Annotated in this window: 16 protein-coding genes; 6 read left to right on the top strand and 10 right to left on the bottom strand. The window is 71.3% G+C overall.

The features are described from left to right. Positions 1-154: 154 nt before the first annotated feature. The 3 genes from AB0A90_RS23655 (at position 155) to AB0A90_RS23645 (ending at position 3,568) form a co-directional block, all read left to right on the top strand. Positions 155-2,527 carry a DEAD/DEAH box helicase gene (locus AB0A90_RS23655; protein ID WP_357252042.1) on the top strand — a complete coding sequence of 791 codons (2,373 nt, stop codon included), beginning with the start codon at positions 155-157 and terminating at the stop codon, positions 2,525-2,527. Between the two features lie 98 nt (positions 2,528-2,625). Further along, positions 2,626-2,835: a hypothetical protein gene (locus AB0A90_RS23650; protein WP_357251693.1), complete on the top strand. Its 210-nt coding sequence runs from the start codon at positions 2,626-2,628 to the stop codon at positions 2,833-2,835. A 154-nt stretch (positions 2,836-2,989) separates the two neighbouring features. Beyond that, positions 2,990-3,568 carry a hypothetical protein gene (locus tag AB0A90_RS23645; RefSeq protein ID WP_357251691.1) on the top strand — a complete coding sequence of 193 codons (579 nt, stop codon included), beginning with the start codon at positions 2,990-2,992 and terminating at the stop codon, positions 3,566-3,568. A gap of 81 nt (positions 3,569-3,649) precedes the next feature. On the opposite strand, the gene AB0A90_RS23640 is transcribed toward AB0A90_RS23645, so the two are convergent. The 10 genes from AB0A90_RS23640 to AB0A90_RS23595 all read right to left on the bottom strand — a co-directional run bounded on the left by AB0A90_RS23640 (position 3,650) and on the right by AB0A90_RS23595 (position 11,653). Beyond that, a complete protein-coding gene (locus tag AB0A90_RS23640; protein ID WP_357251689.1) occupies positions 3,650-4,048 on the bottom strand; it encodes an Rv3654c family TadE-like protein in 399 nt (132 codons plus the stop codon). After that, positions 4,048-4,362 (bottom strand): TadE family type IV pilus minor pilin, encoded by a 315-nt coding sequence (locus AB0A90_RS23635; RefSeq protein WP_357252039.1) that lies wholly within the window; start codon positions 4,360-4,362, stop codon positions 4,048-4,050. Before AB0A90_RS23635 ends, AB0A90_RS23640 begins: the two co-directional genes overlap by 1 nt. Before the next feature lie 122 nt (positions 4,363-4,484). Next, entirely contained in the window at positions 4,485-4,652 is a 168-nt protein-coding gene (locus tag AB0A90_RS23630; protein ID WP_081883916.1) for a DUF4244 domain-containing protein, read from the bottom strand. Between the two features lie 22 nt (positions 4,653-4,674). Continuing rightward, a complete protein-coding gene (locus tag AB0A90_RS23625) occupies positions 4,675-5,316 on the bottom strand; it encodes a type II secretion system F family protein (RefSeq protein ID WP_357251686.1) in 642 nt (213 codons plus the stop codon). After that, positions 5,313-6,617: a hypothetical protein gene (locus AB0A90_RS23620; RefSeq protein WP_357251683.1), complete on the bottom strand. Its 1,305-nt coding sequence runs from the start codon at positions 6,615-6,617 to the stop codon at positions 5,313-5,315. The genes AB0A90_RS23625 and AB0A90_RS23620 overlap by 4 nt, the downstream gene beginning before the upstream one ends. Then, the gene (locus AB0A90_RS23615) at positions 6,614-7,825 is read right to left on the bottom strand and encodes a TadA family conjugal transfer-associated ATPase (protein ID WP_357251680.1); all 1,212 of its coding nucleotides are present in this window, start codon (positions 7,823-7,825) and stop codon (positions 6,614-6,616) included. Before AB0A90_RS23615 ends, AB0A90_RS23620 begins: the two co-directional genes overlap by 4 nt. After that, entirely contained in the window at positions 7,822-8,925 is a 1,104-nt protein-coding gene (ssd, locus tag AB0A90_RS23610) for a septum site-determining protein Ssd (protein WP_357251677.1), read from the bottom strand. The genes AB0A90_RS23615 and ssd overlap by 4 nt, the downstream gene beginning before the upstream one ends. A gap of 405 nt (positions 8,926-9,330) precedes the next feature. Next, positions 9,331-10,581: a glycosyltransferase gene (locus tag AB0A90_RS23605; RefSeq protein WP_357251675.1), complete on the bottom strand. Its 1,251-nt coding sequence runs from the start codon at positions 10,579-10,581 to the stop codon at positions 9,331-9,333. 23 nt (positions 10,582-10,604) lie between these two features. Further along, on the bottom strand, positions 10,605-11,237 hold the full coding sequence (locus AB0A90_RS23600; protein ID WP_357251672.1) for a tetratricopeptide repeat protein: 633 nt from the start codon (positions 11,235-11,237) through the stop codon (positions 10,605-10,607). Then, entirely contained in the window at positions 11,234-11,653 is a 420-nt protein-coding gene (locus tag AB0A90_RS23595) for a hypothetical protein (RefSeq protein ID WP_357251669.1), read from the bottom strand. Before AB0A90_RS23595 ends, AB0A90_RS23600 begins: the two co-directional genes overlap by 4 nt. A 24-nt stretch (positions 11,654-11,677) precedes the next feature. Here AB0A90_RS23595 and AB0A90_RS23590 point away from each other — a divergent pair, with 24 nt between their 5' ends. From AB0A90_RS23590 to AB0A90_RS23580, 3 genes are all read left to right on the top strand, one after another. Then, the gene (locus AB0A90_RS23590) at positions 11,678-14,338 is read left to right on the top strand and encodes a hypothetical protein (RefSeq protein WP_357251666.1); all 2,661 of its coding nucleotides are present in this window, start codon (positions 11,678-11,680) and stop codon (positions 14,336-14,338) included. 576 nt (positions 14,339-14,914) lie between these two features. After that, positions 14,915-15,946: a hypothetical protein gene (locus AB0A90_RS23585; protein ID WP_357251663.1), complete on the top strand. Its 1,032-nt coding sequence runs from the start codon at positions 14,915-14,917 to the stop codon at positions 15,944-15,946. Next, positions 15,943-17,043, top strand: a complete 1,101-nt coding sequence (locus tag AB0A90_RS23580) for a hypothetical protein (protein ID WP_357251660.1) — start codon at positions 15,943-15,945, stop codon at positions 17,041-17,043. Before AB0A90_RS23585 ends, AB0A90_RS23580 begins: the two co-directional genes overlap by 4 nt. Positions 17,044-17,098 lie beyond the last annotated feature (55 nt).

Genomic DNA, 17,098 nt, shown 5'->3' with positions numbered 1-17,098 from the left:
GCATCTAACCACTACCGCCGGGGCGGCCTGCGGACACCAGCGGAGGCTTCCCCTTACCCCGGTGTCCGACTTTTCATCTCCGAACACCAGTGCGAGAGTGCAGGGCGTGACCTCCGACGACTTCAGCTCCGCGCGCGGCACGCCGCGCCGCGACCTGGAGTCGTCGTCCGCGGCCACCGTATCCGCTGGTCCCGGCCCCGGGCCAGCGCCGGTCGACCTGCTGCGCCGGCTTCGCGCCCGGGGCGCCGGCGACCCGGTCACCCACGTCGAGCGGGTGCCGGCCCGCGCCGGGGTGCCCGCGCCCTGGCCGTCGTGGGCACCGGAGGAACTGCGGGCGGCGTTCGCCGGACGCGGCGTGACCGCGCCGTGGCAGCACCAGGCCGAGGCAGCCACCCTGGCGTACGAGGGTCAGCACGTGATCGTCGCCACCGGCACCGCGTCCGGCAAGTCACTGGCGTACCAACTCCCGGCGCTGGCCACCCTGCTCGCCGACCCTCGGGCCACCGTGCTCTACCTCGCGCCGACCAAGGCGCTCGCCGCCGACCAGCTACGGGCCGTCGCCGCACTGGAACTGGAAGGGGTACGCCCCGCCTGCTACGACGGGGACACGCCGCGCGCCGAGCGGGAGTGGATCCGCCGGCACTCCCGGTTCGTGCTGACCAACCCCGACATGCTGCACCACGGCATCCTGCCCGGTCATGCCCAGTGGTCCGGTTTCCTGCGCCGACTCGCGTACGTGGTGATCGACGAGTGCCACACCTACCGAGGGGTGTTCGGCTCGCACGTGGCGCACGTGCTGCGTCGGCTGCGCCGGCAGTGCGCCCGGTTCGGGGCCACCCCGGTCTTCGTCCTCGCCTCGGCGACCTCCGGCGACCCGGCGACCGCCGCCGGGCGGCTGACCGGACTGCCGGTGACGGCGGTCACCGAGGACGCGTCGCCGCGCGGCGGCGTGACCTTCGCGCTCTGGGAGCCGCCGCTACTGCCACCCGACAGCGGCTCCTCCTCTCCGGTGCCACCACAGGCGACAGGTGAACACGACGACCTCCACCAGGTCCGCCGGTCCGCGCTGCGCGAGACCGCGGACCTGCTCGCCGACACGGTCGCCGAGGGGGTACGCACCCTCGCGTTCGTCCGCTCCCGCAAGGGCGCCGAGGTGGTGGCGGCCAACGCGCGTCGAGCACTGGACGACGCGGTGCCGGGGCTCGGCGACCGGGTGGCCGCCTACCGGGGTGGCTACCTGCGCGAGGAGCGGCGCGAGCTGGAACGGGCCCTGCTGCACGGCGACCTGCTCGGCCTGGCCTCGACAAACGCGTTGGAGCTGGGCGTGGACCTGGTCGGGCTGGACGCGGTGCTGATCTGCGGCTACCCCGGCACCCGGGCGTCGCTGTGGCAGCAGGCGGGCCGCGCCGGGCGCTCCGGGCAGGAGGCCCTCGCCGTGCTGGTGGCCCGGGACGACCCACTGGACACCTACCTGGTGCACCACCCCGAGGCGATCTTCGGCGCCCCGGTGGAGGCGACAGTGCTCGACCCGGCCAACCCGTACGTGCTGGCGCCGCAACTCGCCTGCGCCGCGGTCGAGGCGCCACTCACCCCCGCCGACCTGGTGCTCTTCGGTGACGGGGCGAAGGAGGCCGTCGACCAACTGGTGGCCGCCGGGGCGCTGCGGCAGCGGCCCACCGGCTGGTACTGGCGGCACCGGGAGCGGCCCGAGGTGGATCTGCGCGGTGAGGGCGGCGCCCCGGTGTGCGTGGTGGAGTCGTCGACCGGCCGGCTGCTCGGGACCGTCGACGGTGGGTCCTCGCACTTCCTGCTGCACTCCGGCGCGGTCTATCTGCACCAGGGCGTCTCGTACGTGGTCGACGACCTCGACCTCGCCGACGGTTGCGCGCTCGTGCACGCCGAGGAGCCGGACTGGTCCACCCACGCCCGCGACGTCACCGACGTGTCCGTGGTGTCGGTGCGCTCGTACGTGGACGCCGGGCCGGTCGGCATGTTCCTCGGCGAGGTGGACGTGACCAGTCAGGTCGTGTCGTACCAGCGCCGGCGGATCGCCACCGGCGAGGTGATCGACACCCGACCACTCGACCTGCCCACCCGGGAGCTGCGCACGGTGGCGGTCTGGTTCACCCTGTCGCCGCAGTCGCTGACCCTCGCCGGGGTCCAGCCGGCCGACGTGCCAGGTGCGCTGCACGCCGCCGAACACGCCGCGATCGGCCTGCTGCCGCTGATGGCCACCTGCGACAGGTGGGACATCGGCGGGCTCTCCACCGCCGTGCACCCGGACACCGAGGCGCCGACCGTCTTCGTCTACGACGGGCACCCGGGTGGCGCGGGGTTCGCCGAGCGGGCGTACGGCACGGCGTCGGCGTGGCTGCGGGCCACCCGGGACGCGATCGCCGAGTGCGGTTGCGAGACCGGGTGCCCGTCCTGCGTGCAGTCGCCGAAGTGCGGCAACGGCAACAATCCGCTCTCCAAGCCGGACGCGATCCGGGTGCTCGACGTGGTGTTGGCGAACCTGCCCGAATGAGCGACTTGCATGAATCGGCCTGACGCTGGGCACAATGTGTGGGAGCGCTTCCATCGATCTCTCTGTTGCTGATCGCCCCCCGTGCCCGAGGAGAAGCCGTGGCCGACACCATCGCCGAGACCGTCGACCTGCTCTATACCATCGACCAGGATCAACTCACCCTCGACCAGCAGATCGCGCTCGGGTCCGCGCTGGCCAACCTGGCTCAGGCCGAACGCCTGGACCAGATCAACGAACGCCTGCGCGTCATCCACCAGGTCCTCAACACCTGGGCGGTGCGCGCCGCGACCACCACCGACGGGCGCTGACCCACCCCTTTCACCGCACGGGCACCGGGATGCTGGGGTAGTCGTTCGACGACCCACGACGGCTACCCAGCATTCTGCGATCGTCGATGGCAAGGAGCGCGACAGTTGTCGGGCTGTGCGAGACTCCGGCGGACCAACCCCCTGAGGAGCTCAGATGCAGTACGACAATTTGCAGGGCCAGCACCAGTTCCATGTCCGTCAGCGGCTGCGCATGATGGTCAACCAGTACGAGGTCCGTTCGGTCTCCCCGGACGGCACCGAGGGTGAGCTGATCGCGTTCGCGCAGCAGAAGCGGCTCGCCTTCAAGGAGCAGGTGACGATCTACACGGACGACTCGAAGCAGCAGCCCCTGCTCGGTTTCAAGGCTCGCCAGCGCATCGACCTCGGCGCCACGTACGACGTCACCGACGCCGCCGGGACCGCGATCGGCCTGTTCCGCAAGGACTTCGCCCAGTCGCTGCTCCGGTCGACGTGGCACGTCGAGCAGGCCGGCCTGCCGCAGGTGACGGGCCAGGAGCGCAGCCTGCCCGTGGCACTGCTACGCCGGTTCGTCGACTCCCTGTCGTGGCTGCCGTACCACTTCGACTTCACCGCCGGCGGCCAGCCGGTCTTCACCGTGGTCAAGAAGTGGGGCCTGCGCGACAAGTACGTCGTCGAGGTGCAGCACCCGCAGATCGACCGCCGCCTGGTCATCGCCATGGCCGTCGCCCTCGACGCGCTCCAGGCTCGCTGACACCCTCGACCCCACCCGCTGCTCGGCCGCTGACCGGGACACGGCTCTGCGCCCTGGTCCCGGCCAGCAGGCCGCTGTCGATCAACCGCGCACCGGGCCGGCGCGGGCCGTTGACGTGGCGACCCGGCTCAGTCCGGGGAGTGGCGTGAACGCCACCTCGACGGTCACCAGCACGTCGAGCCCGTCAAGGCGACAGCCGACCATCCGACCCGCGTTGCGGCCGGCGGTGTCGCCCGCGAACTGGCAGGCCATCGCCTCGCCGTCGAGTGGGCGGGCGGCTCCCGCCAGCGCGCCGAGATCGGCTGCCACCGCCGCCCGCTGACCCGCCAGCTGAGCCGCGGCGACGGCGGCACCGAAGGTGCCGACCAACAGGAAGACCAGTCCGATCGCCAACACCAGGACGGTCGCACCACCGCGCTGCGCGTCCGGTGGACCGTGCTCGAGTCGCTCGGAGTCCGGGCCGTGGGTCCGTCGCACCATCAACTCCTCTCGGCAGCGCCGGGCTCCACGGCTGCGACAGCGGTGGCGACCACGGTGATCCGAGGGAGCCGGCCGCCCAGCGCCCGGACGGGCGCGCGTACCGTCGCCCACACCCGGTCGCCGTCGACGGACACCGACACCTCCGCCCCTGGCGGTGCGGCACGCTCACCTTCGGCGCTGCCGTCCGCGCCGCGGGCGGCGGCCAGCGCCGCTTCCCGGGCCGCGTGCAGGCAGCCGGCCTGGGCGCTTACGGCATTGACGGCGGCGAGGCCGACCAGCAGGAACAGGAGCAGCGCCGGCAGGCCAGCCGCCAGTTCGGCGGTGAACGACCCTCGATCCCCGTCGGCGGCCCGCTCGACAGCGCGGACTCTCCGCCGGTCGAGCGCCCGCTCGGGATTGCCCGGCCTCCGATCGCGGCCAGCCTGCCGGCGCCCGATCACTTCAGCGCCCGGTCGATGACGGCGGTCAGCGCCGACTGGACGTTGCCGGACGTCAGCACCTTCAACAGGATCCCGGCGAAGGCGACCGCGGCGAGCGTGCCGACGGCGTACTCGGCCGTGTTCATTCCGGCGTCGCCGCGCAGCCGGGCGATGAGTTTGCGCATTGCTGTTTCCCTTCTCGATGGGTCAGAGCACGTCGCCGAGAACGGCGACGATCACCGGCACCAGGCCGGCGAGAATGAACGCCGGCAGGAAGCAGAGCCCCAGCGGCAGGACGATGAGCACGCCCGCCCGACGGGCTGACGCCTCGGCGGCGCTCGCCCGGTCGGCACGAAGGTCGTCGGCGAGTCGGGTCAGTGCGCCGGCCAGGGCCGCGCCGCTGTTGGCCGAGCGCAACGCCGCTGCGGTCAACCGCTCCGCGCCGGGCACTCCGTTCAGCGCGGACCACGCCTCCGCCGGGCCACCACCGAGCAGCAACGTGCGGCCGGCCCGGGCCAGGCGCGCCGCGAGCGGTCCGTCGAGAGCCTCGGCGACGGCCAGCACCGAGCGATCCACCGGAGCGCCCGCCCGCATCGCGGCTGCCAGCAGGTCCACCGCGAGCGGTAGGTCAGCGGCCTCCTGAAGCCGCCGCGTGCGCACACCCGGTGACTCGATCCGCCGCAGCAGAAAATCCAACAGCCACGCGGTCGGGACCGCACCGAGCAGTCCCAGCCAGCCCTCGGCGACCACGGCGACGGCCAGCCCACCCAGCGCCGCGGCGAGGCGGATCGCGTCCGGCCGCAGCCCACCGCTTCGACTGCGACGGCTTGTCAGACTTCGCGACATCATCCGGCCCGCCCCGGCGTCGCACCCAGCCGTTCCGTCCAGAGGAGGCCCACGACCTGCAGGGCGACCGCGACGACCGCACAGACCCCGCCGACACTGCTGTGCAGCAGCACCGCCACCGGGTCGACGCCGATCCCGTACCCGAGCAGAATCCCACCCACCGGCAACGCGGCCAACAACCAGGCCGTGGCCCGGGCACCGGCCGCCTGGGCCGCCGCGGCAGCCAGCCCTCGGTCGGTCGCCCGAGCGTCGGCCTCGATCCGCTCGACGAGGTCCGCCAGCGGCGCGCCGGTCCGGTCGGCCAGCCGCACCGCAGCCGCCGTCAACTGACGCAGCCGGTCGGACCCGTCCCACCCATCGGTGGCGGCCTCGATCGCCTGCTGCACGGGCAGACCGGCCCGGAGGTCCGCCGCGAGGCCACACAGTTGGTCCAGCCCACGTCGCCGCCGTCGCTCGGCGCCCCGGTTCACTCGCCAGCGCAGCATCGCCCGCCCGGTCAGCGCGGCGTATCCACCCAACGCGACCGCTGCGACCGGGCCGCCGACCACCGCACCGACACCACCAGCCAGCAGCCCGACCAGCGGAAGCATCCGCCTGGACGACCGCCGAACCCGTCCCCGCGCCGCCACGGTCGGGACATCGGCCGACCCGACGAACCGGTCGGCCCGGCGGACGACACCCCCGCGTCCCTCGGCCGTCGCCGGGCTGGACCCGCCGGGCGGGACGTCCGCCATGTCGCCGCACCCAGCGGTCGTCACCGCGGCCGAAGCGCCGTCCGTCCGGTGCGCCCCCACATCGCCGCCGCCGATCGTCATCTCGGCCACGGATGTGCCACCCCGCCCTTCGGCGTCCGGAATCCTGGCCTCGTGCCCAGCGGCGCCGGCCGGACGTCGGGGGTCCCGACGGGTTGGGGGACGTGTCGGGCCTACGGGACGGGCGCTCCCCAACGACCCGCCCGTCGCCCCGGGCCGGACCGCGCTGCCGGTGACGTCCCGGCTGGGCCAGCCGAGCGCGGTAGGCCTCCCGCTCCGATTCGCACTGGTCCGTGGCCGGCACGGAACGCTGACCGGGCCACCCGGGGTCAGCGGGTCGCCCGGCCCGTCGACCGGGCCGTCCGGCGTGCGGCCGAGTTCCCGGATCCACTCCACGAGCGCGTCGTTGGGATCGATGCCGCCGCCTCGCCGTCCCGTCGCCAACACCCGACGTCGGCGGGCCCGGATGCTGTGCACGGGCCATGCCACCAGGACCGCGGCGACCAGCAGCAACGTCGCCGCCAGCATCGTCGCGCCGGTCATGCCGGTCATGCCGGGCCTGCCGAACCCGGCCACGGCTCGCTGAGGATCGGCGGCACCGCCACCCCGCGCTCGCGGAGCAGCGCCCCCAGCGCGCGGGCAGCCAACCCGAGACCACTGCCGCGTACCCAGGCAGGCACCACGGTCACCAACCGTTCCGGTCCGTCGGGCAGGAGCAGGCAGATCGACTCCAGAACGCGTCCCTGATCACCGCGCCGCACCTGGAACAGCACCTGCAACGCGGCGGCCACCTGGGCGTGCAGCGCGGCGCGCGGCAGCCCACCCAGCATGCCCAGCGCCTCCAGCCGGGCGGGTACGTCGGACGGGGAGTTGGCGTGCAAGGTGCCAGCTCCCCCGTCGTGGCCGGTGTTGAGCGCCGCCAGCAGGTCGACCACCTCACCGCCCCGGCACTCTCCGACCACCAGGCGGTCTGGACGCATCCGCAACGCCTGCCGGACCAGGTCCCCGAGGCTGACCGTGCCCGAGCCCTCCACATTGGCCGTGCGCGCCTGGAGCCCGATCACGTGCGGGTGCCCTGGACGCAGCTCGGCGGCGTCTTCCACAAGCACGATCCGCTCGGTGGCTGGCACCATCCCCAACAGCGTGTTGAGCAGGGTCGTCTTGCCCGACCCGGTTCCACCGCTGACCAGGTACGCCAGGCGGGCAGCCACGACGGCGGCGAGCAGCGGCGCCACCGGTCGTGGGACGGTCCCGTGGCGGACCAGTTCGTCGAGACTGAACGGCCGGTGCCGGAAGGTCCGCAGGGACAGGTAGGGGCCCTCGGTCGCCACCGGCGGCAGCACGGCGTGCAGCCGGGTGCCGTCGGGGAGCCGGGCGTCCGCGTACGGGGAGCCGTCATCGAGCCGACGGCCGGCGCTCGCGATCAGGCGCTGCGCCAACCGGCGGACGTCCTCGATCGAGCCGAACGGGACCGCGACCTGCTGCAACCCCGAACCACGATCGACCCAGACCCGGGTCCCGTTGACGAGGACGTCGGTGACCTCCGGGTCGGCGAGCAGTGGAGCCAACGGCCCGGCACCCACGAGATCGTCGTGCACCCGGTCGGCTATCCGCAGCACGGCGTTGTCGCCGAGCACCGCAGCGGTTGGCTCGGCCCGTACGGCGGAGACGATCGCCGCCGCTGTGACCGGGGTGGTGGCGGCAGCGATCCGTTGCCGCACCCGGGCGGCTAGGGTGCCGTCCTGCGACCGGCCGGTCATGCCGCACCCGTCGCCGGGACACCGGTGAGGTCGGTGACGATCCGCTGGCAGAGTGCGGCCAGCGGGCCCTTCCCCGCAGCGGCCGGCGCCTCGCCTCGTTCCAGTCCGCGGCACAGCCCTGGCTCGGGGCGCAGCGCGCCAGCCAACGGCAGGCCCAGAGCCCGTGCCACCTCGGTGGCACGTAGTCGGCCCGGAGCGGGGCCGCGCACCACCACCGAGAGCGCGGCGCAGTGCGGGGCAGCGATGGCCACCACCCGAGCGGCCGCGGCGGTGGCACGCAACTCGGCGGGGACGACGACGAACGCTTGGTCCGCCGCCTGCAACGCCACCACCGCGGCGTCGTCCAACTGTCGGGGCACATCCGCCACCACGAAGTCCCGACCTCGCCGGGCGGCGTCGACGGTCGCGGCCATCGCCGCCGCCGGCAGCGCCAGCACCTCGCCGCGGTCCCAGGAGAGCACCACCAGGTCACCCCGGTTGGGCAGGGCCCGCACCAACGCCGGGGCGTCCACGCGCCCGTCGGCGCTGGTGAGCGACGGCCAGCGCAGCCCCTCCAACTGCTCCCAGCCCAGCACGAGGTCGAGGCCACCCCCGAGCGGGTCCGCGTCGACAAGCAGCGTGCGCAACCGGGCCCGAGCGGCAGTCACGGCGAGGCCACCAGCGAGCACGCTCGCCCCGGCGCCGCCCCGGCCGCCGAACACCGCGACGATCCGGGCGCCGACACCGTTCGGACGGTCCGGACCCTGTTCGGCGAACCGATCCACCAGCCACGGTTCGGCGGTGGGCAGCATGGCGACGTGCTCGGCCCCGATCAGCTCGGCGGTCTGCCAGCCGGGGTCGAGCTGACCGACCCGGCCGACCAGCACCAGCCGGGACCGCTGCGGCAACCGGGCACGCAGACACGACTGCGCCTGATCGGCGCCGAGCAACACCAACGGAGCGGGCTGCCAACGAGTACGGGCGGCGGCCGGGTCGCGGGCCAACTCCACCTCGGTCCCGCCAGCGGCGGCGAGCCGGAGCAGATCATCGAGCAGATCGTCGTCGCCGGTGACCACCAGCGGGAGCGGGCGGATCGGCGGAACCGAGGTACGGGATGGCATCGCGGCCTCCAGCGGTCGGGCTCTGGTATGTCGCCGACCCTGCTCGGAAACCGCACGGCAGGCTGCCCGACCGCGCCCACCTGTGGACAACCTCGGGGGGTGTGGACAACGCCCGCCGGGACAGTTGATCTGCTACGCGCGCGGCCTGTCCGCCACCGCACGACTTGCTCGAGACGGCAACGGGGCCGCTCCTTTCGGGAGCGGCCCCGCTGTCGCCGGTCGGCCAAGCTGGTCGGTCCAGCCGACGTCGAGGATCATCTGGTACGGACGCTCCCGCACCGCCACGTCTTACGCGTAGGCGACGCCGTCATCCCGCCGAGGTAGTGATGATCGCCTCGACAGGACGGGAAACGGCATGCGGATCCACTTCCGCAGCTTCCACAGGCGACGCGGCCCGTCCGAGAGTCATATGTTCAGCGGACCGCCGTTACGCAGGACGTCATCCTTGATCGCGATGAGGTTCGCGGACACGTACGGGATGTTGTGCGCCTGGTGCCACTCACTCGGGAAATACGTGACCAGACGCGACGTCTGGAAACGGCATTTTATTTCAGGCACGAACCGAGAATAGTTGGCGTCCGTGAAATACCAGAACGAGTTCTCGTTGTAGAACGCCACGTGCGTCGGATCCTGGTAGGCACCTCGACCGTCGGTGCTGGGCGTCAGCGACAACAGCATCCCGTTCGGCGCGAGCAGTCGGTACAGCTCGTTGAACAGTTTGATCTTGTCCGGGATGTGCTCCAGGAAGTCGGCGGCTCGAATGACTCCGACACTACTGTCCGGGAGGTCGACTCCCTTGGTTATGTCGCAGACCATGTCGACGCCCGACCCATCGTGGTAATCCAGGCCGAGATAGCCTTCCGGCTTGTTGTGCGCAGCACCGAGATCCAGCGCCAGGAGGCCCTGCCGCCGTGCCCAGGCCAACGCGTTCTGCTGAATGTTTCGATCGTAGATCTCCACCGTACGCTGCTGGATGCGGGCGTTGACATCCGGAATGCGCTGCGTGTTCTTGGCATGCATGCGCTGCAGGTACAGGCATTTCTGAATGTGCTGGAACTCGCTCACCTGGTACATCCGAGCCATGAGGTCGGCGTCGTCCGCGACGTCGAGAGACTCGTCGTATCCGCCGACCTTCTCGTAGATGTCCCGGCGGAAGGCCCGCACGTGGTTCGGTGCATACCAGATGTAGCTCACGTTGTGCGGTGTCGGGGGCAACGCCCGGCAGACCAACACCTCACGGCCGTCCACTTTCTCGTCGTAGTGCCGCCAGCCGAACGACGTCGCGAAACGGTCTTCACAGCGGCCGCCGTCCTCCTGGATCTGCGCGGTGTCGCTGTAGACGAATCCCACCTCCGGATTGCCGTCGAAGGCGTCCACGATCTGTTGCAGACAGTCGGTGCTGAGCAGGTCGTCGTCGTCGAGTTCGACAAGTATCTCCCCGACGGCCTCGGCGCAGGCGCGCCCCTTCACGGCACCAACGCCGTCCAGGTTGTCCTCGACAATGAGCCGGATCCGATCGTCGTGCCTCTCCGGCCGCCAACGAGACCCTTGATTGAGAATGACCACCCATTCCCAGTCGGTGAAAGTTTGCGCGACCAGCGAACGGAAACATTCGTCGATGAAACGAGTGCGGTTGCTTCCGGTAAAGACTGTCACCCGCGGGGCGTGCATTGAACCACTCACCTACCCGCCGGAGCCGAGGATCGAGTGGTCGGGGTCGGAGTCGGGCGGTACTTCGCCGGAACGGCAGAGGCGAGCCCCTTGTCCAGCCGGATCGCGGCCTTGAAGGCGTCCCGTGCCTTCGAGTCGTCGCCGGTTTGGGACAGCAGTATGCCCAGCCGGAGGTAGGCGGTTGACGACTTGTTGTCGATCGACACCACCTTGCGGTAGATGTCAATCGACGTCGTCGGGGCCTTACCTTCCAGTGCAATCGCCTTGTTGAACAGGGCGGGCTTGTAGTTGCCGTCGGCAGCCAACGCCTTGTCGTAGTTGGTAACCGCCTCGTCGGGCTGGTTGCGCGACTGAGCGATGAAGCCCAAGTTGAACCACGCGAACTTGTTGTCGGCCTCTGCCGCCAGCACCTTCTCGAAGGTGGTCTTCGCCGCGTCGAGGTTCCCGGCTTGCCCCTGCTCGACTCCGAGCTTCAGCAGGTCCGCCGGAGCGGTCCCGGCGTTGGTGTCGCCGTTCGCCTTGTCGCTGTCGCCGGAGCTGCTCGTCTGCGGCTTCTCAGCAGGTTCGTCACTGCATCCCGCGACTCCGGTCAGCAGGACCGCACCACAGGCAAGTGACCCGAATATCTGACGCGTGTTCATTGCTCCTCCGTGACGGTTGCGGGGCGGCCCGACTCGCTGTTCGGCCGGTTGGAATTGCCGCTGTTGGCCGACGTACGGCCCGATGTAGTGCCGGCAGGCGCGAACGCCACAGGGGTGCCGAGCGAAATGCAGGACACCCAGATATCCGCACCCCCACCGGTGAAGGTGAACTGATAGCCACTTGTGGAGAGTGGCTGGATCAGCACCGGGTTCACGCCCGCACCCGAGAGCTGGTATCCGGTTCCGACGGCGATGTCTCCGGCCTGGCAGCCGAAATTCACAGGAGTATCCGCAATCACGGTCAGCGGGCCCTGAATGTAGGCAGCCTCGATTCCGTTGCCCGCCAATCCCTGCACGCCCTGGGCGCCAGTGGCGCCCTGCGGTCCTGGTACGCCCTGGGTACCCTGAGCGCCCACGTCGCCCTGGGCACCCTGGAAACCTTGGGCACCCTGAGTGCCGGTCTCGCCCTGCGCACCCTGAGCACCGGCCGCGCCCTGTGCGCCCGCCTCGCCCTGAGCACCCTGAAAGCCCTGGGCGCCCTGAAATCCCTGGGCGCCGATGTCTCCCTGAGGTCCTTGTACGCCCGGCACGCCCTGCTCACCTGGAATGCCCTGAGGGCCGGCGTCGCCCTGAGCACCCTGAGCACCGGCATCGCCCTGAGCGCCCTGGAAACCTTGGGCACCCTGAACGCCGGCGTCGCCCTGCGCGCCCTGCGCACCAGTCGCACCCTGAGCGCCCTGAAAGCCTTGAACCCCCTGGAAGCCTTGACCACCCTGCGCGCCTTGCGCACCCTGGACGCCGGTCTCGCCCTGCGCGCCTTGAGCGCCCTGCGCCCCGCCATCGCCTTGTGCACCCTGAGCACCCTGGACGCCAGCGTCGCCCTGCGCGCCCTGAACCCCCGCCTCACCCTGAACACCCTGCGTGCCCTGAACGCCTTGGGAGCCCTGAACCCCCGCAACGCCCTGCGCGCCCTGAAAACCTTGAACACCCTGAACGCCGACGTCGCCCTGAACGCCCTGAGCACCAGTCGCACCTTGAGCGCCTTGAACCCCCGCCTCGCCTTGAGCGCCAGCGTCACCCTGTGCGCCCTGAGCACCCGGGGCACCCTGAGCACCGACCTCGCCCTGCGCACCCTGAAAACCTTGAGCACCCTGAACACCGGCCTCACCCTGGGCGCCCTGAACCCCCGCATCACCCTGCGCGCCCTGAGCGCCCTGAACACCGGCCTCGCCTTGAGCGCCTACGTCGCCCTGGAAACCTTGAGCACCCTGTGTGCCGGCCGCGCCCTGAACGCCCTGGGCGCCCGTCACGCCTTGAGGGCCTTGAGCGCCTTGAGCCCCCGCCTCGCCTTGAGCACCAGCGTCACCCTGCGCGCCCTGAGCACCCGTCACACCCTGAAAACCTTGAGCACCCTGAACACCGGCTTCGCCCGTCGCGCCCTGAGCGCCCGTCGCGCCCGTCGCGCCCGTCGCGCCCTGAGCGCCTTGAACCCCGGCCTCGCCTTGAGCGCCTATGTCGCCCTGAAAACCTTGAGCACCCTGAGTGCCGGCCGCGCCCTGCGCACCCTGAGCACCAGTCGCACCCTGAGCGCCCTGGATGCCCTGGACACCGGCCTCGCCCTGCACGCCCTGAGCACCCGTCGCACCCTGAGCACCCACCTCGCCCTGCGCACCCTGAAAACCTTGGGCACCCTGAACACCGGCTTCGCCCTGGACGCCCTGAGCGCCCGTCGCGCCCTGAACCCCCGCCTCGCCTTGAGCGCCAGCGTCACCCTGCGCGCCCTGAGCACCCGCCGCGCCCTGAACCCCGGCCTCGCCTTGAGCACCTACGTCGCCCTGAAAACCTTGAGCACCCTGAGTGCCGGCCGCGCCCTGCGCACCAGTCGCACCCTGAGCGCCCTGGATGCCCTGGACACCGGCCTCGCCCTGCACGCCCTGAGCACCCGTCGCACCCTGAGCACCCACCTCGCCCTGCGCACCCTGAAAACCTTGAGCACCCTGAACACCGACATCGCCCTGAACGCCCTGAGCGCCCGTCGCGCCCTGAACCCCCGCCTCGCCTTGAGCGCCAGCGTCACCCTGCGCGCCCTGAGCACCCGCCGCGCCCTGAACCCCGGCCTCGCCTTGAGCGCCTATGTCGCCCTGAAAACCTTGAGCACCCTGAGTGCCGGCCGCGCCCTGCGCACCCTGAGCACCAGTCGCACCCTGAGCGCCCTGGATGCCCTGGACACCGGCCTCGCCCTGCACGCCCTGAGCACCCGTCGCACCCTGAGCACCCACCTCGCCCTGCGCACCCTGAAAACCTTGAGCACCCTGAACACCGACATCGCCCTGAGAACCAGTCGCGCCTTGTGCGCCCTGAGCACCAGCGTCACCCCGCGCGCCCTGGAAACCCTGAGCGCCCTGCACGCCGGCCTCACCCTGAACGCCCGACGCGCCCTGCGCACCTTGGGCGCCCTGAACCCCCGCCTCGCCTTGAGCGCCTGTGTCACCCTGCGAACCCTGGAAACCCTGCGCGCCCTGTACGCCGGCTGCGCCCTGAGCACCCAAAACACCCTGCGCACCCTGAGCGCCCTGAACTCCCGCCTCGCCCTGAGCACCCTGAGCGCCCTGGACCCCGGCCCCACCTTGCGCCCCTTGAGCGCCCGAGTCGCCCTGCGCACCTTGGAAACCTTGAGTTCCCTGCGTACCCGCACTGCCCCGCGCACCTGCGTCGCCCTGCGCTCCTTGAGCACCTGCGTTTCCCTGCGCTCCTTGAGCGCCCTGAACGCCCGCGTCGCCTTCCGCGCCTTGAGTACCTTGCGCACCCTGAACGCCGGCGTCACCTTGAGCGCCGGTATCGCCCCGAGAACCCTGGAAGCCTTGTGCGCCCGCGTCGCCCTGCGCACCCTGAGCGCCCGCGTCACCCTGGGCACCCCGAACGCCCGCATCACCCTGGGGGCCTTGAGCGCCGGTGTCGCCCTGGGGGCCTTGAGCGCCCTTGGCGCCGTGCGAGCCGTGCGGGTAGTCCGACTTGGGCTGCTTGCCCCTGTCGTTTCCACCCCACGGACCCTGCCAGCCCTGCGGGCCACAGTCAGTTGGCGCGTCCGGGTACTGGTCTGACGAATCAGGTCCGTCGCCGTCCTGGCGAACGCTCGACCAGGCCAACGGCCAGCTGCCGTACTGGCCGAGCGGACCGGGCGTACCGATCTGCATGCTCCGAGCAGAGGATGTCGCCTCCTCGGGTTGCGCTGCGGCTGCGGGTCCACCCGTCATCCCGACTACCAGCAGGGCAGAACTCAGCCCTGACGCGGCGCGGCCATGCTTCAGGACGCGCTGCAGCCGTCGGTCGTTGTTCATGACCCCTCCAGAGAGCCACTCCGGACACACCAGAGCTGCTTGGCAGTGACTTGCCGCCACGCCGCAGGCAAAGGCGACGCATCAGACCGATTCAGACCTTACGTACGATTTAGCCGCGCATGACGGTTTTGTCGAAGGTGGATGTTCGTCATGATTCGGCGAACAGGCCGCAGGGGAACGTGATGCGCGTGGGCGATCGTCCGTCACCACTCCCGGCCGCCGACGACTGCTGACTCACCCTGGGCCGGGACGTCGACAGTCGACGCTCCCCCGGTGGAGGGACGGTGTTGGCCCCTGCTGGGGAGGAGTGGCGCCCCCGCCGGCGCGGACGATCGACCTATGACTGTCGATGAGGTGTCGCGTGGTCCCGGCCTGGAAGGGCTGGTACTCGACCGCTCGCGGCGTACGCGGATAACCCGAATGGTGATCGGCTATGGGGTGGTCGCCGCTGTGCTGCCGTACCTGCTGCTGAAGATCTTGTGGATCGGCGGGGTGATGGTCGGCGTGCCGGAGGGTTCGCCGGCGCGTGGCGCGGACTTCGTCGCACCGAACATCGTCACCGCGGCGATGGATGTCGTGGCGATCCTCGTCGCGGTCGCGTTCACGCACCGCTGGGGACTGCGGCTGCCGGAGTGGCTGGTGCTGGCACCGGTCTGGGTCGGCACCGGGCTGCTGACCCCGGCCGTGATCGAGGTGGTCAACGGAGCGGCGGCCGGCGCGGTGACAGGTGGCCGGGAGGTGAGTCTTTCCGGAGGCCTCGTCGCCCCGTGGACCTATGTGGTCGTCTACACGTCGTTCGCGTTGCAGGGCCTGCTGCTGTCTGCCGCCTTCCTCGGGTACGCGCGGTCGCGCTGGCCGTACCTGTTCGACCGTCCGTCGGCCGCCGGAGTCGGCGCGACCCGCGGCCTGCAGGTGGTGCTTGCCCGCGTGGGTGGCGCCGTCGCCGCGGCGATCGCGGTCGCGCACCTGCTGATGGCGTTCGGTACGGAGGGCGCGTTCCTGGGTGCCTACCAGGAGGGGTGGGAGTACACGGCCCGCTCGGGCGAGGTGGTGAACGCGCTGATGGCGGCGTCCGCCGCGGTTGGCGTTCTGCTCATGCTGCGCCGGCCGTCCGGCGGCGGCCGCACGGCGGCGCGGGTGGGGCTGGCGCTCACCTGGGTCGGTACGGGCGCGATGTTCGGGTACGCGCTGCTCACCCTCCTGGCGGTGGTCCTCGGCGCGCCGGAGTCGGACAACGTCACCGCCCTGAACGGGCTCACCCAGTTGGGCGCGCTGCTCGCCGGGGCGGCCCTGGCGATCACCGCCGCCCTTCATCTGCTGGAACGTCGACCCGGCCACCAGCACCCCGCGCTCGCCGAGGGCACGCGATGACGGCGGCGAACCGGCCCGACCGGGTCCGGGCCTGGGACCGGTACGGCTACGCCGCCGTGATCGTCACCGGTGGACTCGCCGTGCTGACGCTCATCTGCGCGGCGACCGGGAAGGGCTACCCGTTCGGACCGAACGATCCGGTTGATGACATGTCGCTGATCCGGGCCGTTCCACCGGGAGTCGGTGCGGCACTACTGGCAGGCGTCCTGCTGGGCGCGATGCTGATCATGCTCGGGACGGCGGGGCGACGTACCGCGCGTCCAGCTGGTGCCGCTCGTGCCGCCGTGCTCGTGGCGGGGTACGCGGCGGTCGTCGTCATGCTGTTCGTGGTGCCCGACATTCGGCTCCTGGCCCTGGTCGCCTACGTGCCGATGCTCGTACTGGGGGCGCCGTTCGGTTGGCCGGACGTGGACTACCGCTCGATCGTGACCGCGGTGATCGCCTGGCAGGTCGTCAGTGTGTCCGTAGGACTGCTGGTGGCCATCCACCTGGTGCGCTGGCAGCGCGCCACTCGGGGCGCCTGCGTCGCGTGCGGTCGGGCGCACACCCGTACCGGATCGTCTTTCCATGCGGCCACCGTGGGTCGATGGGCGACCGGCGTCGCGGTCGCCGTGCCGTTGCTGTTCGCGGTTACCCGGTACGCGTGGATGGCCGGCGTTCCCCTCGGTATCAGTGACACGGCCATGCGGCAACTGCTGGAGACCGACGGACGCTGGCGTGGCGGTGCCCTGGCCACCTTCGCCGTGGTGGGGGCGGGGTTGACGCTGGGACTTGTGCAGCACTGGGGAGAGGTGTTCCCTCGTTGGGTCGTGCGGCTCGGCGGGAGGCGGGTGCCGGTGCGCCTGGCGGTGGTCCCGGCCATGGTGGTTGCCGCGCTAGTCATGTCGGCCGGGCTGGGTCTGGTCAGCAACACCGACATCTTCTTCGGCGAACTCGGGGCGCAGCCGTGGCTGGTCGGCATCCACGTGCTGTGGCCGGTGTGGGCCGCCGCGCTCGGTGTCGCGGCCTACGCCTACCACCTTCGCCGCCGCGAACGATGTGCCGTCTGCGGCATCGGCGACAACGAGCGGCAGCCAGACGATCGGGAACGTACGTAACAGCGGTCATCGTTGTTCGGGACCGGGACGACCCCCGTCGGGGGAAAGTGACCTG

Source organism: Micromonospora sp. NPDC049204 (assembly GCF_040647935.1).
In the GTDB taxonomy this organism is placed as follows: domain Bacteria; phylum Actinomycetota; class Actinomycetes; order Mycobacteriales; family Micromonosporaceae; genus Micromonospora.
The sequence above is the reverse complement of the archived record's forward strand: the minus strand, read 5'-3'. Positions and strand labels throughout refer to the sequence as shown.